Raw genomic sequence first — 23,823 nt, forward strand, 5'->3', positions numbered from 1 at the left:
ATGAGAAATATTATCAATATCATTTGCAATTCATTTTTAATTTATTTCAAAAATACATAATTGTTTTTTTAGAAAGATATGGATTCAAGTAATTTATTAATTAAAACAAATAAATCATACGAAAGGAGGCAGAAAAGTGGAGACTCAAAGTAGGACTACATTAGATAAGTTGCCAATAGGTACCAAAGCAAAAGTTGTTAAAATTGTGGCTAAAGGAGATTTAAGGAGAAGGCTTACAGACATGGGAGTCATTCTAGGAACTGAATTAAGAGTAGAAGGAGTTGCACCCTTAGGAGACCCAATAGAAGTTAACGTGTTGGGATATCATTTAAGCCTTAGAAAGAGTGAAGCAACTTTGATAGAAGTAGAGGTGATGTAGATTGATAGGGAAAAAAGGAGTAATAGTGCCATTAGCCATGCTTCCAGTAGGAAAGAATGCTATTATTGTAAATGTTGTTGGAGGAGAAGGCATCAGGAGAAGGCTTACGGAACTGGGGCTTAGTAGAGGAGCTGCTATACGAGTAATAAAAAATGACATAGGGCCTCTTATTATAGCATTAGGTGAAAGTAGAATGGTTTTAGGTTTTGGAATGGCTCAAAAAATTATGGTGGAAGAAATATAAAAAAGAAGGAGGATAAGGATGGGAGAAGTGTCTACATTGCAGGGAAGAAGGGAGATTGTAATAGCTTTAGCTGGAAATCCTAATTCAGGTAAGACAACTTTATTCAACGATTTGACTGGCTCAAGGCAACATGTAGGGAATTGGCCAGGGGTTACAGTAGAGAAGAAGGAAGGGAAATTAAAATTTGAAGGTGTAGATATCAATGTTGTAGACCTTCCTGGTACCTATAGTTTAGGAGCTTATACAGAAGATGAGGTTGTAGCTCGCAATTTTATCATTTACGATAAGCCAGATGTGGTGGTAAATGTAGTTGATGCTACTAATTTAGAGAGGAATTTGTATTTGACGATGCAGCTTTTAGAAATGAATGCTAATGTGATAATAGCATTAAACATATATGACGAGGCAAAAGTTAGAGGCATCCAAATAGATGTAGAGAAACTATCAAAACTTTTAAAAGTACCCGTTATTCCTACTGTTGCGACAAAGAATGTAGGGACAAAGGAGCTTTTACAGACTGTTTTAAAAGTTTATGAAAGCAAGGGAAAAGAAGTTTATAAAATTGACTATGGGAAAGAGATAGAAGAAGAAATTGATAAGTTAAAAAAATTGATTGAGAAAGAAGGAAATTTAACAAAAAGATTTTTGGCACGCTGGCTGGCTGTAAAACTATTAGAGAAAGATGAAAACATCATAAAAGAGGTGGAAAATTATAAGGATATTTTGTTTCAATTAGAAGAGAGCAGCAAGTATTTAGATGAGGTATTAGGAGAAGACACTGAAATTATTATAGCTGACAAAAGATACGGTTTTGTATCTGGTATTATAAAAGAATGCGTAAAAAAACACTATACAGTAGAAGACAGGTACACCATTTCCGATAAAATTGATAAAATTGTTACAAATCGATATTTAGGGATACCCATTTTTCTACTGGTAATGTGGGGAGTTTTTCAGTTTACTTTTGCCATTGGAGATCCTTTAGTAGGTTGGATAGAGATATTTTTTGAGTGGTTGGGGAAAGTTATAAATACTGTATTAGCAAATATTGGAACACCAGAGATGGTTGCTTCTTTTATAACTGACGGGCTTATAGGCGGTATAGGTTCAGTTCTTGTATTTATACCTCCAATATTTCTATTGTTTTTTGCCATATCTATTTTAGAAGATAGTGGATATATGGCTCGTGCAGCTTATGTGATGGACAGGTTAATGAATGCACTTGGTCTACATGGAAAGTCTTTTATTCCTATGATTATAGGTTTTGGGTGTAATGTGCCAGCTATAATGGCTACAAGGACATTAGAAAACAAAGAAGATAGGCTTACAACTATTTTGATAAATCCATTAATGTCCTGTACTGCTAGGCTTCCTGTTTATGTGTTATTTGCCGGGGCGTTTTTCACTGCAAATCAAGGATTGGTAGTCTTTTCAATATATTTATTGGGAATTGTTCTTGCAATAATAGTAGCAAAATTGCTTAAAAAATACCTTTTTAAAGGGAAAATTTCTCCTTTTGTTATGGAGTTGCCTCCTTACAGAATTCCTACTTTAAAAGGGCTTTTTATCCACATGTGGAAAAGAGGAAGTGAGTTTGTTAAAAAAGCAGGTACGATAATTGTGAGTGTTGTAATACTTATATGGGTACTTTCGAATTTACCTATTGGAGTAAAATATGCCAGTGAAAACAGCTTAATAGGCCAGATAGGGTCTTTGATTGCCCCTATTTTAAAGCCAGCTGGTTTTGGAAAGTGGGAAGCGGCAGCAGCCCTTATATTCGGTATTTTGGCAAAAGAAGTAGTTGTTGGAACTTTTGGAGTTGTATATGGAACTGAAGGTACTACACTAACAGAGGCGATCCGCCAAAATTTTACTCCACTTTCTGCGTATGCCTTTATGGTAATGACCTTGATTTATATTCCTTGTGTGGCAACAATTGGAGCTATTAAAAGAGAAACAAATTCGTGGAAATGGACATTTTTCGCAGTTGGATACACTCTTGTGTTGGGATGGCTTATGGCTGTGATTGTGTATCAAGGAGGAAAACTTTTAGGGCTTAATTGATTTTGAAAGGATGGATTTGTATGTTAGAAATAACTTTTTTAAGTTTAATTGGTGTTTTATCTGGTTTTGTAATATATAAAGAGTTAAAAAAACAACTCAGCTTGAAGTTATGTACACATTGTTCTAATTCTTGCAGCAACTGTCCTGTAAAAAATATGGAGTATACACTCTCAAGAAGCAATCCCAATTTGTGAGGGGATTGCTTCTTTTAGAATTTAACCAAGGAGGAAAAATGATGTTTGGAAAAACAAATAAATTTTATCATGATATTGTTGAATGTTTGATAGCAGCATTAGAAGCAAGAGATGTCTATACAAAAGGGCATTCTACAAGAGTTGCTAATATGACAGAAGATTTAGCAGGAAAAATAGGACTTAGAGGTAAAGAACTTGAAAAAGTCCATATTGCTGCTCACTTGCATGACATAGGTAAGATTGGCATTTCAGATCAAATATTAAATAAAAAAGGTAAGTTATTGAATCATGAATTTGAGATTATAAAAACTCATCCTATAATAGGTTACAATATTCTTAGCAGATCCAGTAGACTTAGAGAAATTGCTAAAATAGTTCTTTATCATCATGAACGATGGGATGGGAAGGGATATCCTGATGGATTAAAAGGTTTAACTATACCTTTGGGAGCAAGAATAATAGCTATATGTGACAGTATAGATGCCATGGCTTCCAAGAGACCTTATAGAAGCCCTCTGGATTGGCAAGAGATAAGAGAAGAAATTATTTCTAATAAAGGTACACAGTTTGATCCGGTATTAGTGGATGAAATAGATGAAATGTTGTGGGATAAGTGGAGAAAGATGTATCTAAATAGTTATTGACATAGGAAATAAAAAATGCTATAACTTAAAATGTTTAACAAAAAAAGATTCACGCTCATTTAATTTGCAAATATTGTGGTAGTATAGACGAATATTACAGCCCAGATTTGGTAAAGTATATAAAAATGATAGATAAAAAATATGACTTTGATGTGTATTATGTAGAATTGAATTTTTATGGAGTATGCAGTAATTGTAAAAGGGCTATAAAAAATAATTTATCAACAGTCTGATATCTTTTTATAAAAATTTTAATGTTCTGTTAACTTTTTCGTAATATATTTGTGATAATTATGTGATATCTTTATGATAAATTTTTGTGTGATAGGTTGGAAAACATGAGCAAAACGGTTAATCCGATAGACTGGTTAGGCGGTCTTAAGAGCTGATTTATAGTGAGGTATCGTTAAATGACTTATTTAAATCGATTCTTGTACAAAAATTTTTTATTTATTTTATTGGTATTTTTATTTTTTCCTATAACTGTTCATGCAATGCAAGAAACAGATACAGCAATTGTACTAAAGGCTGGTCCTTTAGAAGGAGTTTCTCCTACTTATCAAATAGTAACTCTTAAAGTAATAAGTGGTAAATACAAAGGAAAAATCTTTACAATAAAAAACGAAACGGTAGGGAATTACGCATATGATATAGTCCTAAAGAAGGGGGATAAAGTTTCTGTTTATATACGGGAGCAAAACGGACATATAGATGTGTTTATTCTAGATTATATTCGTGAAAATTATATTTTATATTTAACTGTATTTTTCTTAGTATTACTAATTTTAGTAGGTAGAGCAAAAGGAGTAAAGGCAATTCTAACATTGATTTTTACTATATTTGTAGTTATAAAAATTCTTTTACCTGCTATTTTGCTTGGATATAATGCTATATTTGTAACTATAGTTCTTTCCACAATAATTATTCTTTTTTCTATGTTTACTATAGCAGGAATTAATAATAAAAGTATTTCTGCTGTTATAGGAACAATTGGAGGAGTATTATTAGCAGGTTTTATAGCTTATTTTATAGAAAATAAGATGGGATTGACTGGTTTTAGTAGTGATGAGATAGCAGAATTGATGATGAATATACCACAGCAAATTGACTTTAAAAATTTGTTATTTCCAGGAATCGTTTTGGGGGCTTTAGGTGCAATTATGGATGTAAGTATTTCTATAGCTTCTGCAGTAGATGAGCTTAGTCAAGTCAATAAAAACTTAACGGTAAAGGAATTATTTTCAGCAGGTATGAATATTGGAAGAGATATAATAGGCACAATGGTAAACACATTAATTCTGGCATATGCAGGAAGTGCAATAGCCATGTTTTTCTTATTTGTAATGTATCAAAGTTCTCTAAATGAGATAATTAATTTGGATATAGTAGCTAATGAAATTATTCGTTCTTTAGCAGAAAGTAGTGGGCTTATTATTTCGGTGCCTTTAACTGCATTAGTAGCAAGTATTTTAATAAAAAAAGATAAGTTAAATTCTAATTAAATAAAGTAACACAAAAAGCTTATTTTCGGGTACTTTTAAAACTTATTAATGATAATTAAAAATACATAAAAAGTAAATGGCCCAACTAGAAGTTAGTGGGCATTTTTTTATTCATAAATATTTAGCCTTATAAATATAATTTTACAAGGGGAGGGACAGGTATATGAACACAAGAAAAAACTTTGAGGAAGTACTTTATGCTCTTCCTCCGTCAGTAAGAGAGGTAATTATAAAAATTCCTGATGACCTGTTGCAAGAAGTAGAAGAAATACGTCTTAGAGTAAATAGACCTCTCACAGTTTATTTAAAAAATGAAGAAAAGTTTGTGTCAAAAGAAGGGAATATTTCTCTTTCACCTTCTTTGGCCTATATTGTTACTTCTGAAGATTGTGAAAAAGCTTTTCAATTAATATCTAAATCTTCTCTTTATGCTTTTGAAGAAGAAATAAGAAATGGATATATTACTTTAAAAGGTGGTTACAGAGTAGGTATAGTTGGAAAATGTGTGTTAGAAAATGGTTATATAAAGACTTTAAAGAATATTTCTGGATACAATTATCGAATATCAAAAGAGATAATAGGAGTGGCTGAGGAAATATTAAAATATTTAACTACTCCTTCTAAAGACATATATAACATTTTAATAATCTCACCTCCTCAATGTGGCAAAACAACTCTCTTAAGAGACATTACAAGATGGATAAGTAATGGAATAGATTATTTAGGATTTAAAGGTAAAAAAGTAGGCATAGTAGATGAGCGGTCAGAAATTGCCGGCTGTTACAATGGTATACCTCAAATGGATGTGGGAATTAGGACTGATGTGTTAGATGGATGTCCTAAGGCTTATGGCATGATAATGCTTATAAGGTCTATGTCTCCAGAAGTAGTAGTGACAGATGAGATAGGTAAAAAAGAGGATATAGAAGCGGTTCATGAAGTGCTGAATACTGGTGTTAAGATTATAACTACAGTTCATGCAAATGAGATTGAAGACCTTATAAAAAAACCCGTTTTAAAAGACGTTATTTCTTTAAGATATTTTGAACGTTATGTAATTTTAAGCAATCGTTTAGGGGCAGGTACAGTAGAAAAAATATTAGATGAGAATTTTGATACTTTGTTTAAAGGGCCCTATAGGAGAGGAAGGACTGAAAAATGAAATTACTTGGAATAGTTTTGGTTATTTTTTCTACCAGCAGTTTGGGGTATTTGTTTGCTTTAAAATATAAAATGAGACGTTGGATACTTAAAAGCATGATATCTTCATTAAATCTTTTTAAAATAGAAATCACATATTCAAAAGCTCCTTTAGGAGAAATACTCATGGCAATTTCTCGCTCTTCAGATAAAACTGTAAAATTTGTTTTTTCTAAGACAGGAATGATATTATCACAAAATGAGGGTTATACTGCAGGAGAAGCTTGGGAGATAGCTTTAAATGAATGGGACAATGACTATCTTAAAAAAGAAGAGGTAGAAATTTTGAGGTCTTTTGGGTATGGACTTGGCAATTCTGACGTATACAATCAAGGAAAAAATTTTGATTTAACCATTGAGCTTTTAAAAAGGCAACTTGATAACGCAGAAGAAGAGAGTAAAAAGAACGAAAAGCTGTACAAAAATATTGGAGTTTTGGCAGGATTGGCGGTAATCATATTGTTTTTATAGAGGAGGATTATAATGAACATAGATATAATTTTTAAAATTGCGGCAATTGGCATTCTGGTAACAGTATTAAATCAAGTATTAATCCGTTCAGGGCGAGAAGAACAAGCAATGATGGTGACACTGGCAGGAATAGTAGTGGTTTTAATGATGGTGATAAATATGATAAACAATTTGTTTAATGCAGTAAAAACAATATTTCAACTTTATTAGGTGATAGAATGGAAATATTTCAAATTGTTATTTTAGGAATAGTGGTTTTGGTTATTTTGACAGTTCTAAGAGAAACAAATCCTGAAATGGCAATAATTTTAAGTTTGGTAGCCGGAGTCATCATCTTTATGATGATTCTTCCAAAACTCAGCGCAATTGTAGAAGTATTGAATACTCTTGCTAGAAAAAGTGGACTTGACAATATTTATTTTATGACAACTTTAAAAATTATTGGTATAGCTTACATAACAGAATTTGGAGTTCAGCTATGTCTCGACGCAAATGAGAAAAATTTGGCTTCTAAAATAGAGATAGCAGGAAAGATAATTATAATTTTTTTATCAATACCTATAATTGTTGCATTGATGGAAACAATTCTTTCAATAATGCCGTGAGGTGTAAAAGATTGAAAAAGGTACTTTTTGTAATTTTAATAATTATGATTTTATTAACAACTGCTAGAGCGGATACGGGACAACAAGATATAGAAAGCCAATTGAAAGGTATTGACACTTATCAGATTGACCGCTTTGTAAAAGAAGCTAATCAAAAAAATGGCAATATATTTCCCTACGTTGATATAAAGACTTATATTCAAGGTGTGATATCAGGGAAACAACCTTTTAATATAAAGGAACTCCTTGAAAATTTGCTAAAATTGTTTTTCAAAGAATTATATTCCTCTGTAAGACTTTTAACACAACTTTTAATTTTGGCTGTAATTGGCGGCATATTAATGAATTTACACGGTTCCTTTGAAAATGAAAATATAAGTGAGATTGCTTTTTTAGCGGTTTATATAGTTTTTATTGTAATAGCGGTTAAAAGCTTCACAGAAGCTTTAGGAATTGGCAAAGAAGCAATTGACAGCATGGTTGATTTTATGCAATCAATGCTACCTGTACTTATAACTTTACTCGTCTCAGTAGGTGCTTTTACCTCTGCTGCATTTTTTCACCCTGTTGTCATTGTGACAGTTGAGTTTATAGCCCATCTAATGAGAGATTTTATATTGCCTGTTATTTTGCTCATGACAGCTGTAAAAATTGTAGGAAATATTTCTGAAAAGTTTAGCTTGAATAAAATGGGGGATTTTTTTAAGACTTTGTCTACAGCTTCTATTTCAATTTTATTAAGTATTTTTTTAGGAGTAATAACTATACAAGGTTTATCTTCTTCAATGGCAGATGGTGTCATATCGAGAACGGCGAAGTATACAGTTGGTGCTTTTTTGCCAGTGGTAGGAGGCCTTTTATCTGATAGCGTCGATGCAGTTATAGGGGCATCATTATTGATAAAAGGAGCAGTAGGCACTTATGGACTTATAACGATAGTGCTGATTTCTGCAGTACCTTTAATAAAGCTTTTTTCCCTTATCATAATTTATCGCTTTGCAGCAGCAGTGATTGAACCAATCTCAGACAAAAGGATAGTAAATTGCCTTTCAGAGGTGGCAACTTCTTTAACTTATGTTTTTGGGGTATTGGCTTCTGTTACTGTGATGATGTTTTTTACAATAACAGCTATTATAGGGACTGCTAATATTACTACTATGCTGAGGTAGGTGAAACAATGCAGTTTTTAAAAGATTGGATAACACAGATAATTTATATTGCAATTCTTTCGATAGTTTTAGAACTTTTAGTTCCTTCCTCTAGTTTAAAAAAATATGCTAAAGTTGCGATAGGGTTTGTAATCATGATTACTATCTTAAATCCTTTGATAAATTTTTTAAAAGGAGGAGCAAATATAGAAGCCTACATATTTAAAAATGATTATTTTTTAAAAAACATAAATATTGAGCAAATCTCAAAAGAAGCGGAAAAACAGAGGAATAATCTAATTGTGGCAGAATACAAGAAAAGGCTGATTGAACAGATTAAAGAAAAGCTTTTAAATCTGTATGAAATTGAGGGAGTGGAAGTAGATGTTTCTTTTATAGAAAACATAAACGACAAAGAGTTTGGAAAAATTAAAGAAATAACTTTATATTTTAGGAACGCTAGAAAGGTTTCTCAAAGTTCAGGGAAAATAGCAAAACCGACAGAAGATAAAAAATTTAACTATGAAGAGATTAAAAAAACAATGAGTGCATTCTATAATGTACCACTAAAGAATATATCTATAAATGAGGAATAAATTGAAAGGAGGTACTTGAGTGGATTTTAATAAACTTAAAGATAAACTTTTAAAAGATAATAAAAAGTTGGTTGAAAATTTGACGGTCATCTTTTTAATAGGTTTAATTTTGTTAATAGGTGCGAGTACTCTTTCAAAACCTCGCCCTTCAAATAACAACGAAAATAAAGAATTGGTTTTGGCTCAAAAAGAAAGTAATACTGAAGATTATGTTCAAAAATTAGAAAAAGATTTAAAAAATATATTGTCAAAAATTGAAGGGGTGGGAAATGTTGAAGTCCTTATAACACTAAATTCAGATGAAGAGGTAGTAGCAGCAATGGATGTGGTAGAATCCAGTACTACTACAAATGAAAAAGATAGTAATGGAGGAATAAGAGAAACCATTCAAACAGAATCAAACAACAAAGTAGTAACCTCTCAAGATACCTCTGGGCAAAATACTCCTATTGTATTAAAAAGAATAATGCCAGAAATAAGGGGAGTGATTGTGGTTGCTGATGGAGCAAAAGATCCAAGATTAAAATACGAACTTTCTTCGGCAGTTCAAACTGCTTTAGGGATTCCTGCCTATAAAGTAAAGGTAATATCTTCAAAATAAGAATGAGGAGGAGTTTTTATGGTCTATATGAGAAAAAAGCTTATAGCGATTATATCCCTTGTCTTGCTAATTGCTATTGCTTTTGTTTTAAACTATGGGTATACCAATAAAAAAGAAGAAGCTGCTAAAAATGGGTACAGTCAGAATTCGCAAGTTATTCAAACAAGTACTTCTTCTGCAAAGGAAACTAGTACAGAAAAAGATAAACTTTTCACTGGAATATTTACTACTTATAGAGAAGAAAGAGAAATAAATAGAAGTAGAAGTATTGATGCTTTAAAGGAAATAGTAGAAAATAAAAATACCAGTGAAGCGACAAGAGACGAAGCTCAAAGGCAAATAATAAAACTTACAGAAATAACAAATCAAGAGATGATAATAGAAAATTTGATAAAAGCTAAGGGGTTTCAAGATGCAGTTGTGATGATAGATAATGGAATAGTAAATGTAATTGTACAGGCAGATAAACTGTCAGAAGAAGAAGTGGCACAAATTGTAGATATTGTCTCTAGGCAGACAGGAGTCTCATTAGATAATATAAAAATTATGACGAGGCTGGAATAAGAAAACTTAATTGTTTTTGTAACTACAATTATGATATAATTTATTTGACAAATATTTATTTTCTCTAAAAAATTTTTGCTTTTTAAGGGGGTGAAATTTATGGAAGAAAATGTAAATGTAAATGAAAATCAAGAGTTAGGAACTATTAAAATCTCTGAAGAAGTAGTTAGTGTAATTGCAGGCTTGGCGGCAACGGAAGTACCTGGAGTAACTGGAATGAGTGGGGGAGTCGTAAACGGACTTTCTGAAATGTTAGGAAGAAAGAATCTAGGCAAAGGTGTAAAAGTAGAGGTGGGAGAAAAAGAAGTATCAATAGATTTGTACTTAATTGTAGATTATGGTGTTAGAATTCCTGAAGTAGCTTGGAATGTACAAGAAAATGTTAAAAATGCTGTGGAAAATATGACAGGATTAAAAGTTGTTGAAGTCAATATTCACGTTCAAGGGGTAAATATGGATAAGGAAAATAAAAAACAACAGCAAGTTAAAGAAGAGGAAAATTAAAATATCTACTTAAACTAACCCTCTGCTAGACAGAGGGTTAGTTTAAGTAGAGTTATGGTACAATATATGTAAGAAGTAAAATTCAAGGAGTTGGGACAATGAACAGAACTGAAGCCAGGGAATGGATTGTAAAAATGCTTTATCAATACGACGTTTCAAGGTTACCTATAAGCAAAATATTTGAGAATTTTTATAAGGAAAACGACCCAGGCGAACAAAAAGAGTATATAGAAAATACCGTAATAGGGGCTATTGAACATTTAGAAGAAATTGATAAGGAAATAGAAAAATACTCTCAAAATTGGGCTCTTAATCGCATGCCCAAAATAGATTTGGCTATTTTAAGGTGCAGCATTTATGAGATGCAATACGGGAATATTCCTGTAAATATTTCTATAAACGAAGCAGTAGAAATAGCTAAAAAATACAGTACTGAAGATTCTCATGTGTTTATAAACGGTTTGTTGGGAGCGTTTGTAAGAGATAAAGGATTGGAGGAAGGAGAATCAAATGATAATTGATGGTAAGGAGATTTCCAAAAAGATAAGAGAAGAGGTAAAAAGAGAGATAAAGGAGTTTGGTTACAAGCCCAGATTAGCGATATTGATGGCTGGAGATGATGAGTCTTCAAAGGTTTATGCAAACTCTAAAGTTAAAGCTTGCGAAAATGTTGGGATTGAGGCTGAAATCTATTATTTTTCAGAAAGTGAAGAGTCGAAGTTTTTTGACACCTTAAAGTTTTTAAATGAAGATAAAAATACCCACGGCATAATGATAGAAATGCCTCTTCCTAAAAACTTTAATGCCGAGTTAGTTTATGATACTATAAACCCTTATAAAGATGTTGATTGTATATCTAATTATAATATGGGAAGGCTTTTTGCTGGAAAACCTCTTTTTGTTCCTTGTACTCCCAAGGCAATTTTACATATACTGGAAGGTATTAATACTCAATTTGAGGGAAAACATGCTGTTGTAATAGGAAGAAGTAATATCTTAGGTAAACCTGTAGCTAAGCTTTTATTAGACAAAAATTGTACAGTTACTGTGTGCCATTCAAAGACAAAAGACTTGGCTTATTATACTAGACAAGCGGATATTTTAGTGTTAGCGGCTGGGAAGATGAACTTGGTCAATGAAGATATGGTTAAGGAGGGAGCAATACTTATAGATGCGGGTATAAACGTTTACCAAGATAATATATATGGAGATGCGAATTTTGAAAGCGTAAAAGAGGTATGTTCTTATATAACACCAGTACCAGGTGGAGTGGGACCAGTTACTACAGCTATGATACTCAAAAACACCCTGGAGGCCTTTAAGTATGCAATTAAAGGCGTTTGAAGTCAGAGAAATTACAGACTATATCAAAAAAATGATGGATAATGATATAATTTTGAGAAATGTGCGGGTTAAAGGAGAAATTTCTAATTTAAAATACCATAGCACAGGAATATATTTCACTTTGAAAGATGAAATAGCCTCTTTAAAATGTGTGATGTTTAATGAATATGGAAAGCTTTTAAATTTTACTTTGCAAGATGGTATGTCAGTGATTGTAACAGGTAGGATATCTGTATATGAAAGAAATGGAACTTATCAACTGTACGCTCAAAGTATACAGTCGGATGGAATTGGAGCTCTATACTTTGCTTTTAATAAACTTAAAGAGAAACTGCAAAAAGAAGGACTTTTTGATTCTGATAAAAAGAAACCTATCCCTAAACATCCTAAAAAAATTGCTGTGGTGACTTCTCCAACAGGGGCTGTAATACGAGATATAATAACAATTTCGAGAAGGAGAAATCCAACAGTAGACATTTTAGTGGTTCCTGTTCTGGTGCAAGGAAGCTCAGCCGCCGATGAAATATGTAATGCTCTTCGAATTTTGAACAAAAGAGAAGACATTGATGTAGTTATTTTAGCAAGGGGTGGAGGTTCATTAGAAGAAATTTGGCCTTTCAATGAAGAAAAAGTGGCAAGATGCATTTATGCATCTCGCATACCAATTGTTTCTGCAGTAGGGCATGAGACAGACTTTACTATTTCTGATTTTGTGGCAGATTTGAGAGCCCCTACTCCTTCTGCAGCTGCTGAAATTATAGTACCAGACATAAAAGTTTACCAAAGGGAATTGTTTTTATTAAAAACGAAATTATTAACATTGATGACTGGTGAGTTAAATCGCAAGAAAAAAGAATTTGAGGGGCTTAAAAGGGCTTTGTATCTTAATAGCCCCATTAAGAAAAGTGAAATTTTGAGGCATAAAGTTGAAAATTTAACAGCCTCTTTATACAATGAAATGCTTGCTATATACCAACATAAAAGAAATGATTTTTTAATTTTAGCAGAAAAGTTGAATTCTTTGAGCCCTTTAAAAGTGCTTACAAGAGGTTATACAATTGTTTTAGATAAACAAGAAAAGGTTGTTTCCTCCGTGAGAGAAACAAAACCTTATGATGAAATAAAAATCTTATTTAAAGACGGCAAAGCTAAAGCGATTGTACAAGAGGTGAAAGAGAATGAATGAGGAATTGACTTTTGAAGAAGAAATGATGAGATTAGAAGAAATTGTAAATACACTAGAAAAAGGAAATTTAATGTTGGAAGAGTCTTTTAACTTATTTAAAGAAGGTGTTGAAATTTCTAAAAGATTAGAAAAAAGGTTAAGTGAGGTTGAAGGAAAAATAACCCTTCTCATCAACGAAAATGAAGAAATTGATTTTAAAGAGGAGGAAAAGGATGTTTAAAGAAAAGTTAAGAGAAAAACAACAGCTTGTTGAGAAAGAACTACATAGAATACTTGATATAGAAGAAAAACCAGAGATAATTTATGAGGCAATGAGATATAGTGTGTTTGCGGGAGGGAAAAGGTTAAGACCAGTTTTATGCCTTGCTTCTTGTGAGCTTTTAGGAGGAGATATAAAAAAAGCTCTTCCTGTAGCTTGTGCGATTGAATTTATTCATACTTATTCTCTGATTCATGATGACCTTCCAGCTATGGATAATGACGATTTAAGAAGAGGAAAGCTCACAAATCACAAAGTTTATGGAGAAGCTATAGCAATTTTAGCTGGTGATGGACTTTTAAATTTAGGGTATGAAGTGTTAGTAAGACATGCTTTAGAACATCCGGAAGATTATGAAAGAATATTGAAAGCTACTAATGAAATTGCGACAGCCTCAGGATGTAAAGGAATTATTGGTGGGCAAGTGGTAGATATACTTTCACAAAACACGGAGCTTACCTATGAAGAATTAAAATTCATTCATGAACACAAAACAGCGGCTTTGATAGAAGCCTCTGTTTGTGCAGGAGCTTACATTGCTGGTGCTACAGAAGAAGATATTCATGCCTTAAGGGAATATGCACGCTTAATAGGTTTTGCCTTTCAAATAAAAGATGATATATTGGATGTAATAGGAGAAGAGGAAAAATTGGGTAAAAAAGTAGGTAGTGATAAAGAAAAAGGCAAGTTTACTTTTGTCAATATCTTTGGATTAGAAAAATCTCATGAGATGGTTGTAGAGCTTACACAGAATGCTATAAAGATTTTAGATAGGTTTGGAGAAAAAGCGCTCTTTCTTAAAGAATTGTCTAATTATTTAATTGAGAGAGTAAACTGAAGAATAAAGGAGTATTGACAATACTTTTCAAAAGGAATGAGTTTTTTGATATTTAAGGGAATGTAGCAACCTTTTAACGACTTTGTAGAGGTTTGATATTGTCATTTTTATTATGTTATAATTAAAATACCTTGAAAAGAAAGGCAAAGTGGTGCAGTATCCTAGTCAGAGGCGCTAATCCCGAAGACGGGCCTAAAAATCCGTCAAGGGCACATCGATGAAGTTCCTGGTGCTGGCTTTCAACGCCCAGTTGGGGGCTGGTGCTGGGAGTTAAGGAGGGGGGGCGATCCACAATGGCATGTGGGCGTTGACCCTTCCTCCGCGGAGACCTACTTGCGTGGCTTTTACGGGCTACGGGGTAGGATGAACCTGTCTCGCGGCCATAAAGCTGCGGACAGTGTAGCCTGCCTTGAGTGATTCGGGTGGATATCAGTTGTAAGCCATAATTCAAAGAGCTCTTGAATTACTGGCTATTGCTGATGAAACCCGAATTGCAAAAGAGGATAGGGGTTGGTTCCTCTGTTGAGGAAAACTCCTAGGCTGCGTCTTGTCGGGCGGCATATTGGGGATTACGGTGCGGACTAAGTGGTAGTCCAGTCTTACCTTTGGTGACAAGGTAAAAGCGGGCTTAAAGGGGAACCGCTGAACGGCGACGTTCAGTGCTCGCTTGGGAAATCCTACTGGACCTAAGCCGCAAAGTTTACCCAGTATGCTACCACTTTGCCTCTATAATATTAGGAGGTCTTTTTTTTATTATGAAAAATAAAAATATAAATACGAATTATAAGTGGATTTTACATATAACTATTATAACCTTTTTTCTTGCCACCATATTAAATTTTTTTTCTGATATTGCATTAAAAGAAAGCAATCTCCTTGTAGCCTTTTGTATTCTTGGTTTTATAGTGTTAATTGGTGTGGTTTTTGATATAATAGGTATAGCAGTAATTTCAGGTAGAGAAGAACCTTTTCATGCAATGGCAGCTAAAAAAGTATTTGGAGCAAAGGAAGGCATAAAACTTCTTAGAAATGCTAATATGGTGGCTAATTTTTGTAATGACGTAGTAGGAGATATTTCTGGAATTGTTTCTGGCGCTGCTCTGATGGCGATAATTGTAAAATTAGCTTTTGAGGGGCCCGAAAGTTCTCTTTATACTGCGATTTTAGGAGGTTTATTATCTGCCATTACAATTGGAGGAAAAGCTATTGGTAAAAATATAGGTATAGCTAAAAGTCAGTCTATTGTTTATACAGTTGCTGTAATTCTTGCTTGGGTAGAAAAAAACATGGGTATAAAGATTTTACCAGATTATAAAAATAATAAAAGGAAAAAAAGAAAGTGAGGGTTTTAAATGCTTGAGCAAATTGATAGCCCTTATGATTTAAGAAAATTAGATAAAAAGGACTTTCCACTGCTTTGCGAAGAAATACGCCAGTTTTTAATAGAAAAGGTGTCTAAAACAGGTGGACATTTAGCTTCAAATCTTGGAATCGTTGAGCTTACAGTTGCACTTCACTATGTTTTCAATTCGCCAGTTGACAAAATAATCTGGGATGTAGGGCATCAATGCTATGTGCATAAAATGCTTACAGGCAGGAAAGACCAGTTTGATACTTTAAGGAAATTCAATGGCCTTTCTGGTTATACTAAAAGAGCGGAAAGTGTGCATGATATATTTGGAGCAGGTCACAGTAGCACCTCTATATCTGCAGCATTGGGTATCGCCACAGCAAGAGATTTAAAGGGTGAAAAATATTCTGTTGTAGCGGTGATCGGTGATGGAGCTTTGACAGGTGGCATGGCCCTTGAAGCGTTAAATAATGCAGGAAGGTCTAAAACGGATTTGATTGTCGTGCTAAATCACAATGAGATGTCTATTTCGGAAAACGTAGGTAGCTTATCTTTGTATTTAAGTAAACTTAGAACTGACCCTACCTATAATAAATTAAAACAAGAGCTTGACAATTTACTCAACATTGTACCCCCAATAGGGAAAAGCCTTCATAAATACATTGAAAGGATAAAAGATTCTGTAAAACAGTTAGTAGTGCCAGGAATGTTTTTTGAAGAGATGGGCTTTACATATTTAGGACCTATTGACGGACATGACGTTGATAGCCTTATAGAGGTTTTAGAAAGAGCGAAGAAAACAAAAGGACCTATTCTAGTACATGTTATCACAAAAAAAGGCAAAGGATATAAATTTGCAGAAAAATTTCCTGATAAGTTTCATTCTGCAGCTCCTTTTGATATACAAACAGGTAAGTTTGTAAATGAGGGGCAGGCGACTTATTCTGATGTATTTGGAAAGACTCTTACTGAAATGGCATTAAAAGATGACAAAATTGTTGCAATAACCGCTGCCATGCCAGAGGGAACAGGGCTTATTCATTTTGCAAAATTGATTCCTGAAAGATTTTTTGATGTAGGAATAGCAGAGCAGCATGCTACTACCTTTGCCGCAGGAATGGCAGTACAAGGATATAAACCTTATTTTGCAGTGTATTCTACCTTTTTACAAAGAGCTTATGACCAGCTTATACACGATGTATGTATACAAAAATTACCTGTTGTTTTTGCAATTGATAGAGCGGGAATTGTAGGAGAGGATGGAGAAACCCATCAAGGAGTTTTTGACCTATCTTATTTAAGGCCAATTCCTAATATAGCGATTATGTCTCCCAAAGATGCAAATGAATTAGTTGAAATGGTTAAATTATCAAGAAATCTTGACTTCCCTGTTGCTATAAGGTATCCAAGGGAAAAAGCAGGAGAATTCGATATTACAAGAGAATGCAGTATAGAGTTTGGAAAAGCAGAGTTAGTATCCGAGGGAACAGAAATAGCAATTTTTGCATTAGGAAGAATGGTAGGAAAGGTGTTAGAAGCGAAAGAGATTTTAAAAGCTTCTGATTTACAACCATTTATTGTAAATTTGAGATTTGTCAAACCTTTAGATGAAGAGCTGATCTTGGATATCTCAAACAAAGTTAAATTTATTGTTACAGTGGAAGACAATGTAATAGCTGGTGGTGTTGGAAACGCTATACTAGAGCTTTTAAATTCTAATGGAATATATAAGCCAGTTTTGCGTTTGGGGTTTCCTGATAAATTTATAGAACACGGAGATGTAGAAAGCTTGTTTAAAAAATACAATTTAGATGCCGAGTCTATCGCAAATACTATACTACAAAAATATAAGGAAATGAGGTAAATATGGCTTCAAAAAAAGAAAGATTGGATGTTTTGCTTGTTCAAAAAGGTTTTTTTTCATCAAGAGAAAAGGCAAAAGCTTCTATTATGGCAGGAGAAGTATACGTTGATGGCAAGAAAATTGAAAAAGCTGGGGAGTTTGTTAACATAGATTCTTCAATTGAAGTAAAAATTAATTCTTTACCTTATGTAAGTAGAGGTGGGCTAAAGTTACAAAAAGCAATAGAAACTTTTAATATTAATGTGACTGGCAAGATTGCCTTAGACATTGGAGCTTCCACAGGAGGTTTTACTGACTGCCTTTTAAAACACGGTGCTTTGAAAGTATATGCTGTAGATGTAGGATATGGGCAATTGGATTGGAATTTAAGAAATGACCCTCGTGTCATAAACATGGAAAAGACTAATATAAGATTTTTAGAGATATTGCCTGAAATAGTGGACATGATCACAATAGACGTTTCTTTTATCTCCCTTGAACTTGTTATACCTTCTGCAGATAAATTTTTAAAATCAGAGGGAGATTTGATAGCTTTAATAAAACCTCAATTTGAAGCAGGGAGAGAAAAAGTAGGTAAAAAAGGCGTCGTGAGAGACCCTGCCGTTCATAGGGAAGTGATTGAAAAAATTGTGATTTTGCTTCAAAAGTTTAACTACAGTATAATAGGTATTACATATTCTCCTATAAAAGGAGCAGAAGGCAATATAGAATATTTAATTTACGGCAAAAAGGTAATTGAAAAGCAACACAATTTTGATATTACGAAAATTGTAGAAGAGGCTTTTAAAAATTTGAATAAATAAAACATTTAGCAGGAAAATTTGTTTTTTTGTAGAATATGATAAATGTGGTGATATTATAATGAAAAAAGTCGGTGTAATTCCAAATATTAATAAAGATAAAGACTTAGAAGTGACAAAATCTGTAGTAAAATGGTTATTGGAGCATAATTCTGAACCATATCTTAACGAAATAGTTGCGTCTAAAATGGGTTATGATGAATATGGTAGAAAATCTACAGATATATATAGTAAATGCGATTTTATAATTGCCTTGGGTGGAGATGGTACTATTTTAAATGTTGCAAGGCTCTGTGCGCCTTTTGACACGCCTATTTTTGCCGTGAATTTAGGTCATCTTGGATTTCTTACGGAAGTAGATGTAAATGAGGTGTTTGTTTCTTTAGATAAAATATATAAAGGAGAATATACAGTAGAAAAAAGGATGATGCTAGAGGCAAATGTAGTTAAAAATGATATGGAGATTATTAATTTTAGAGCTTTAAATGATATTGTCATTACAAGAGGAGCTTTTTCAAGAATGGCTCGTATTAATGCCTATGTCAATAATAACTATGTAGATACTTATTTAGCAGATGGAGTAATAATTGCAACTCCTACTGGTTCAACTGCTTATTCACTTTCAGCAGGGGGGCCTATTGTATATCCTACAGTAGAAGTTATAATAATAACACCTATCTGTCCACATACTTTATATTCAAGATCTATAATAGTTTCACCAGAGGATGTCATCAGGTTGGAAATAAGCGAAGAGAATCAAGATTTAATGATAACAACCGACGGACAACAGGGATATAAACTTGATTATAGAGATATAATTTACATTAAAAAGAGCAATGAATATACCAATCTTATAAAAGTAAAAAATACCAATTTTTTTGACTTATTGAGGGACAAACTTACAGAAAGATAAAAAGTAAAAGAGGTGAAAATTAATATGATGAAAATAGCTCGACACGCAAAAATTCTTGAAATAATCTCTGAAAAAGAAATTGAAACACAGGAAGAGTTAGCAGCTGAACTTCAAAAACAAGGTATTGATGTGACTCAAGCGACTGTGTCAAGAGATATAAAAGAATTGAGACTGATAAAAGTTTTAACAGAGGATGGGAAAAGATATAAATACGCTCCGATGGGGAAAGTAGACAGCCATATTACAGATAGACTAATGACTTTATTGTCTGAGTCTATAGTAAGCGTTGATTATGCCGGAAATATCATAGTCATAAAAACGTTATCAGGCACAGCTCCTGCAGCAGCAGAGGCCATCGACACATTAAATTGGAAGAATATAGTAGGTACATTAGCGGGAGATAATACTATTTTTGTTTTAGTAAGAAATGAAGAAACTCTTCAAGAATTATTAGAAAAGTTCAAAAAGTTAGTTAAGTGATTTTTGGGGGTTTTGCTATGCTTTTAGCACTTAGCATCCAAAACGTTGCACTCATTGACAAGGTAGAATTACAGTTCAAAGAAGGATTCAATGTATTAACTGGAGAGACAGGGGCAGGGAAATCTATAGTTATTGATTCAGTTTTGCTGCTTTTAGGTAGTCGAGCCAGTAGAGATATAATACGTACTGGTGAAGAAAAAGCTATCGTTGAGGGAATATTTTTTGTGGATTCCAATAAGGATAAAATCGTAGAAATTTTGGAAGAAGTAGGTTTGAGTTTAGAAGAAGATGATACTTTGATAATAAATAGAGAAATTACAAACAGTGGAAGAAGTTATTGTAGGATAAATGGCAGAATAGTGCCTCTTTCTTTTTTGAGTAAAATAGGTGCTTTCTTGGTAGATATTTTAGGCCAACATGAGCATCAGTTCCTTTTAGAAAATACTAAACATCTTTCTATTTTAGATAATTTTGGAGACCAAGAGTTTAAAACTTTAAAAAAAAGATTTAAGGAGCTGTTAGAAGAATATAATAATATACAAAAAGAGATTTCAGCTTTTTTTAAAGATGAAAAAGAAAAAAATGAAACAATTGACCTTTTGAAGTATCAAATTGAAGAGATTGAAAAGGCGAATTTAAGTGTAGAAGAAGAGAGTCAGTTACTGGAAAAAAGAAATTTGCTGATGAATTTCGAAAAATTATTTACTGCTATGAATTCTAGTTACAAAATTTTGTACGAAGGTAGTGGGAGCTTTTCTGTTTTAGATAATTTACATGTTGCAATTAAAAATTTAGAAACTGCTCTTTCTATAGATGAAAAGCTAAAAAGTTTAAAAGATAAGCTGGAGAATATTCTCTATGAATTGGAGGATTGTGCCTTACAGATACGGGATTACTTGAATAGTTTAGATTTTAACCAGCAAAGTTTAGAGGAAATAGAAATACGATTAGATCAAATAAATTCCTTGAAAAGAAAATATGGACCTACAATACAGCATGTTTTAGAATTTAAAGAAAATAAAAAAAGGGAATTAGAGGATATATTAAATTTTGAAGAAAAGCAACGAGAATTGAAGCTTAAGCAGCAAAAGTTATGGGAAAAAATTTTAGAAGTTGGTGAAGCATTACATCTCAAAAGGAAGCAAATAGCAGACAATATAGAAAAAAATATAAATCAAATTTTGGGTGAACTTAATATGCCAAATGCTTATTTTAAAGTGAATATAGAAAAAATGGAAGAACCTACTGAAACAGGATTTGATAAAATTGAATTTTTAATTTCTACAAATAGAGGAGAGCCTTTGAAACCTTTATCTAAAATTGCTTCTGGTGGTGAGCTTTCGAGAATTATGCTGGCGTTAAAAACTATTCTCGCTTCCGCAGATGGAATTTCCACTTTGATTTTCGACGAAGTTGATACAGGAATAAGTGGGAAAACTGCCCAATTAGTAGCTGAAAAAATGGCATATCTTTCTAAAAAACTTCAATTGATTTGTGTTACTCACCTACCTCAAATTGCCTCTATGGCAGATACACATTATCGAATTTCCAAAATCACAAAAAATGAGAGAACTTATATAAATGTGGAAAAACTTGACTATCAAGGCAAAATAAATGAATTAGCTCGTATTATGGGAGGATCGCGTGTTACTCAGACTATTTTAGAACATTCAAAAGAATTATTAGATATTGCATCTCAATTTAAAAGCAAAATTTAATATTTTAGTTTAATCTCACTTCCTTTTACTATCGGATAATATATTGACAGTATATAAAACTTTAAAAAAGGTTAAGTTAATTTTAGATTAAATAAGCCGCAAAAAAGGAAGTGAGAAAATGACAAAAAATACAATAAAATTATTACTTTTTATATCCTTAAGCTTTTTTTTAGTATTTGCAAATTATTTTACTCCTATACAGGATATAGCAAAAACCCCCTCAAGTTTTAAATTTTTTCAAGGGGAAAAAGTTAATTATAACTTTAATATACCAATAAAAGTAAGTTTTCAAGCTGATAAAAAAGGTTTTTTAAAAATTAATGATACAGAAGATAAAAATGTTTTAAATTTGAAAAAACCTATTACTATTGAAGCAGTAAACACCGGTACAGTAAACTTGGATTTTAAGCTATTTGGAATATTTCCTTTAAAGCATATTAGTGTTGACATTGTTCCGACCATAAAAGTAGTACCCGGCGGTCAAGCGATAGGAGTTAAGTTAAATACAAAGGGAGTATTAGTAGTAGGTTACTCAGATATAATGGGAGAGGACGGCAAAATTTATAGTCCTTATAAGCAAGGTAAAATACAGATAGGAGATATAATATTAGAAGTCAACGGCAGGGAAATAAAACAAGCAGAAGATATTACTAACATTGCAAATGAATTACGTGGCAAAGCTTTAAAATTAAAAATAAACAGAAAAAATCATATTTTTTATACTACCATTTATCCTATAAAGTCGAAAGAGGATAAACAATACAGAATAGGTCTGTGGGTGAGAGATCACACTGCTGGTATAGGTACTTTAACCTTTTATTATCCTGCTACCAAGATATATGGAGCTTTAGGTCATGCTATAACTGATATAGACACTGGTCATATGTTATCAATAGAAAATGGAGAAATTATGAATTCTCGAATTACTTCTATTGACCAGGGAAGAAGAAGTAAACCCGGGGAATTAAAAGGGATTTTTTTAGAAGAAGTTGATACAATAGGTAATATATTAAAAAATACTGAATTTGGGATTTACGGAAATATGTATAAAGATTTTAAGAACGATTTGTATGGAGAGATTCCTATAGCGTATCAAAGCCAAATAAAAGAAGGGCCAGCTAAAATATTGGCTACCATTGATAATACAGGCATACAGCAATTTGATATTGATATTATCAAAAAAGTGTATCAAGAAACTCCTAGCTCTAAAAGCATGATAATTAAAATAGTTGACAAGAATTTATTAAAAAAGACTGGAGGTATAATACAGGGTATGAGCGGGAGCCCTATTATACAAGATGGGAAACTGGTAGGAGCAGTTACTCACGTTTTTGTTAATGACCCTACAAAAGGATATGCTGTTTATGCAGAATGGATGATCGATGAAATGAATAGTCTACTTAATAATAAGCAAGTCTTTACAAATAATTAAAATTTTTTGGGAAAAAGAAGGAAATTCAAATATTATGTAGAATAAATATTATATACTAATATTAGCAATGGGAGGTTAAATAATTGGTTAAGAAGATTAGAGTAGGAATAGCAGATGATAACAAAGAGTTTGCAACTATTTTAGCTGAGTATTTATCTACTCAAGAAAATATTGAAGTGGTAGGTGTTGCCAATGATGGCAACCAAGCGATTGAACTCATTAAAAATCAATCGCCAGATTTGTTAATTTTAGATATTATAATGCCCTATTTAGATGGCATTGGTGTTTTGGAAAAGATAAATGAGGAACAATTAAAAAAGCCCAAAATTTTAGTTTTATCTGCAGTAGGCCAAGAAAAAATAACTCAACGGGCTATTGCATTAGGAGCAGATTATTATATTTTAAAACCTTTTGATTTAGCTATGTTGTCAAAAAGGATTTCTGAGCTTATGGAACCAGAATTAAATGTAGTATCAAAGACGGTTTTTCCTGTGGTAAAAGCGAAGAAAAATTATGACCTTGAAGCAATGATTACAGAAATTATTCATGAGGTAGGAGTACCAGCTCATATAAAAGGCTATATGTATCTAAGAGATGCTATTTCTCTTGTTATTAGCAATATGGAATATTTAAATTCTGTAACTAAAATGTTATATCCTAAAATTGCTGAAAAGTACAATACTACTCCTAGCAGAGTAGAAAGAGCTATAAGGCATGCAATAGAAGTTGCGTGGAGCAGGGGTAAAACAGAGGTTTTAAATGAACTTTTTGGATATACTATAAATGACGAAAAAGGTAAACCGACAAATTCTGAATTCATTGCGCTTATTGCTGATAAATTGAGGTTGGGGATGAAAGCAGGGTAAAAGGGGCAGATACCTGCTTTCTCTTTTTTAACCTCCCATTTAAAATATGATAAACA

The 23,823-nt window shown here is 32.6% G+C and carries 28 protein-coding genes; all 28 read left to right on the top strand.

The annotated features are described in order from the left end of the window. Window positions 1–136: 136 nt before the first annotated feature. The 28 genes from THYS13_RS02170 to spo0A all read left to right on the top strand — a co-directional run bounded on the left by THYS13_RS02170 (window position 137) and on the right by spo0A (window position 23,767). Window positions 137–379: a ferrous iron transport protein A gene (locus THYS13_RS02170; protein WP_042832948.1), complete on the top strand. Its 243-nt coding sequence runs from the start codon at window positions 137–139 to the stop codon at window positions 377–379. 1 nt (window position 380) lies between these two features. After that, window positions 381–623, top strand: coding sequence for a FeoA family protein (locus tag THYS13_RS02175; RefSeq protein WP_042832949.1), 243 nt, complete (start codon window positions 381–383; stop codon window positions 621–623). Between the two features lie 18 nt (window positions 624–641). After that, window positions 642–2,687 carry a ferrous iron transport protein B gene (gene feoB, locus THYS13_RS02180; RefSeq protein ID WP_042832950.1) on the top strand — a complete coding sequence of 682 codons (2,046 nt, stop codon included), beginning with the start codon at window positions 642–644 and terminating at the stop codon, window positions 2,685–2,687. A gap of 235 nt (window positions 2,688–2,922) precedes the next feature. After that, on the top strand, window positions 2,923–3,525 hold the full coding sequence (locus tag THYS13_RS02185) for an HD-GYP domain-containing protein (RefSeq protein WP_042832951.1): 603 nt from the start codon (window positions 2,923–2,925) through the stop codon (window positions 3,523–3,525). Between the two features lie 83 nt (window positions 3,526–3,608). Then, entirely contained in the window at window positions 3,609–3,758 is a 150-nt protein-coding gene (locus THYS13_RS13760; protein ID WP_235603291.1) for a hypothetical protein, read from the top strand. Between the two features lie 177 nt (window positions 3,759–3,935). Continuing rightward, on the top strand, window positions 3,936–5,027 hold the full coding sequence (locus tag THYS13_RS02190; RefSeq protein WP_052210443.1) for a YibE/F family protein: 1,092 nt from the start codon (window positions 3,936–3,938) through the stop codon (window positions 5,025–5,027). Window positions 5,028–5,190: 163 nt separating this feature from the next. Beyond that, window positions 5,191–6,189, top strand: a complete 999-nt coding sequence (spoIIIAA, locus tag THYS13_RS02195; protein WP_042832952.1) for a stage III sporulation protein AA — start codon at window positions 5,191–5,193, stop codon at window positions 6,187–6,189. Further along, window positions 6,186–6,698 carry a stage III sporulation protein SpoIIIAB gene (gene spoIIIAB, locus THYS13_RS02200; RefSeq protein WP_042832953.1) on the top strand — a complete coding sequence of 171 codons (513 nt, stop codon included), beginning with the start codon at window positions 6,186–6,188 and terminating at the stop codon, window positions 6,696–6,698. The genes spoIIIAA and spoIIIAB overlap by 4 nt, the downstream gene beginning before the upstream one ends. Before the next feature lie 12 nt (window positions 6,699–6,710). After that, complete coding sequence (spoIIIAC, locus tag THYS13_RS02205; protein ID WP_003868788.1) at window positions 6,711–6,908, top strand: stage III sporulation protein AC; 198 nt, start codon at window positions 6,711–6,713, stop codon at window positions 6,906–6,908. A gap of 8 nt (window positions 6,909–6,916) precedes the next feature. Further along, complete coding sequence (gene spoIIIAD, locus THYS13_RS02210; RefSeq protein WP_042832954.1) at window positions 6,917–7,303, top strand: stage III sporulation protein AD; 387 nt, start codon at window positions 6,917–6,919, stop codon at window positions 7,301–7,303. A gap of 11 nt (window positions 7,304–7,314) precedes the next feature. Beyond that, window positions 7,315–8,472, top strand: a complete 1,158-nt coding sequence (gene spoIIIAE, locus THYS13_RS02215; protein ID WP_042832955.1) for a stage III sporulation protein AE — start codon at window positions 7,315–7,317, stop codon at window positions 8,470–8,472. Between the two features lie 8 nt (window positions 8,473–8,480). After that, window positions 8,481–9,047: a stage III sporulation protein AF gene (spoIIIAF, locus tag THYS13_RS02220; protein ID WP_042832956.1), complete on the top strand. Its 567-nt coding sequence runs from the start codon at window positions 8,481–8,483 to the stop codon at window positions 9,045–9,047. Between the two features lie 19 nt (window positions 9,048–9,066). After that, window positions 9,067–9,648, top strand: a complete 582-nt coding sequence (gene spoIIIAG / locus THYS13_RS02225; RefSeq protein WP_042832957.1) for a stage III sporulation protein AG — start codon at window positions 9,067–9,069, stop codon at window positions 9,646–9,648. A gap of 18 nt (window positions 9,649–9,666) precedes the next feature. Beyond that, window positions 9,667–10,212 (top strand): SpoIIIAH-like family protein, encoded by a 546-nt coding sequence (locus tag THYS13_RS02230; RefSeq protein WP_042832958.1) that lies wholly within the window; start codon window positions 9,667–9,669, stop codon window positions 10,210–10,212. Between the two features lie 99 nt (window positions 10,213–10,311). Then, on the top strand, window positions 10,312–10,716 hold the full coding sequence (locus THYS13_RS02235; protein ID WP_042832959.1) for an Asp23/Gls24 family envelope stress response protein: 405 nt from the start codon (window positions 10,312–10,314) through the stop codon (window positions 10,714–10,716). Between the two features lie 98 nt (window positions 10,717–10,814). Then, complete coding sequence (nusB, locus tag THYS13_RS02240) at window positions 10,815–11,237, top strand: transcription antitermination factor NusB (protein ID WP_042832960.1); 423 nt, start codon at window positions 10,815–10,817, stop codon at window positions 11,235–11,237. Then, the gene (locus THYS13_RS02245; RefSeq protein ID WP_042832961.1) at window positions 11,227–12,060 is read left to right on the top strand and encodes a bifunctional 5,10-methylenetetrahydrofolate dehydrogenase/5,10-methenyltetrahydrofolate cyclohydrolase; all 834 of its coding nucleotides are present in this window, start codon (window positions 11,227–11,229) and stop codon (window positions 12,058–12,060) included. Before nusB ends, THYS13_RS02245 begins: the two co-directional genes overlap by 11 nt. Then, window positions 12,041–13,246 (top strand): exodeoxyribonuclease VII large subunit, encoded by a 1,206-nt coding sequence (gene xseA, locus THYS13_RS02250; protein ID WP_042832962.1) that lies wholly within the window; start codon window positions 12,041–12,043, stop codon window positions 13,244–13,246. The genes THYS13_RS02245 and xseA overlap by 20 nt, the downstream gene beginning before the upstream one ends. Further along, window positions 13,239–13,466, top strand: coding sequence for an exodeoxyribonuclease VII small subunit (xseB, locus tag THYS13_RS02255; RefSeq protein WP_003868778.1), 228 nt, complete (start codon window positions 13,239–13,241; stop codon window positions 13,464–13,466). The genes xseA and xseB overlap by 8 nt, the downstream gene beginning before the upstream one ends. Continuing rightward, the gene (locus THYS13_RS02260; RefSeq protein WP_042832963.1) at window positions 13,459–14,343 is read left to right on the top strand and encodes a polyprenyl synthetase family protein; all 885 of its coding nucleotides are present in this window, start codon (window positions 13,459–13,461) and stop codon (window positions 14,341–14,343) included. The genes xseB and THYS13_RS02260 overlap by 8 nt, the downstream gene beginning before the upstream one ends. Before the next feature lie 755 nt (window positions 14,344–15,098). Continuing rightward, window positions 15,099–15,686, top strand: a complete 588-nt coding sequence (locus THYS13_RS02265; RefSeq protein WP_042832964.1) for a hypothetical protein — start codon at window positions 15,099–15,101, stop codon at window positions 15,684–15,686. A 9-nt stretch (window positions 15,687–15,695) separates the two neighbouring features. Further along, on the top strand, window positions 15,696–17,558 hold the full coding sequence (gene dxs / locus THYS13_RS02270) for a 1-deoxy-D-xylulose-5-phosphate synthase (RefSeq protein ID WP_042832965.1): 1,863 nt from the start codon (window positions 15,696–15,698) through the stop codon (window positions 17,556–17,558). Between the two features lie 2 nt (window positions 17,559–17,560). After that, on the top strand, window positions 17,561–18,361 hold the full coding sequence (locus THYS13_RS02275; RefSeq protein ID WP_042832966.1) for a TlyA family RNA methyltransferase: 801 nt from the start codon (window positions 17,561–17,563) through the stop codon (window positions 18,359–18,361). Window positions 18,362–18,419: 58 nt separating this feature from the next. After that, window positions 18,420–19,271 carry an NAD(+)/NADH kinase gene (locus THYS13_RS02280; RefSeq protein WP_042832967.1) on the top strand — a complete coding sequence of 284 codons (852 nt, stop codon included), beginning with the start codon at window positions 18,420–18,422 and terminating at the stop codon, window positions 19,269–19,271. Between the two features lie 27 nt (window positions 19,272–19,298). Further along, window positions 19,299–19,751 carry an arginine repressor gene (locus tag THYS13_RS02285; protein ID WP_369819211.1) on the top strand — a complete coding sequence of 151 codons (453 nt, stop codon included), beginning with the start codon at window positions 19,299–19,301 and terminating at the stop codon, window positions 19,749–19,751. Window positions 19,752–19,768: 17 nt separating this feature from the next. After that, on the top strand, window positions 19,769–21,469 hold the full coding sequence (recN, locus tag THYS13_RS02290) for a DNA repair protein RecN (RefSeq protein WP_042832969.1): 1,701 nt from the start codon (window positions 19,769–19,771) through the stop codon (window positions 21,467–21,469). A gap of 118 nt (window positions 21,470–21,587) precedes the next feature. Then, a complete protein-coding gene (spoIVB, locus tag THYS13_RS02295; protein ID WP_042832970.1) occupies window positions 21,588–22,901 on the top strand; it encodes a SpoIVB peptidase in 1,314 nt (437 codons plus the stop codon). 83 nt (window positions 22,902–22,984) lie between these two features. Beyond that, on the top strand, window positions 22,985–23,767 hold the full coding sequence (spo0A, locus tag THYS13_RS02300) for a sporulation transcription factor Spo0A (RefSeq protein ID WP_003868016.1): 783 nt from the start codon (window positions 22,985–22,987) through the stop codon (window positions 23,765–23,767). Window positions 23,768–23,823: the final 56 nt, after the last annotated feature.

This window comes from Thermoanaerobacter sp. YS13 (genome assembly GCF_000806225.2).
GTDB classification, from domain to species: domain Bacteria; phylum Bacillota; class Thermoanaerobacteria; order Thermoanaerobacterales; family Thermoanaerobacteraceae; genus Thermoanaerobacter; species Thermoanaerobacter uzonensis.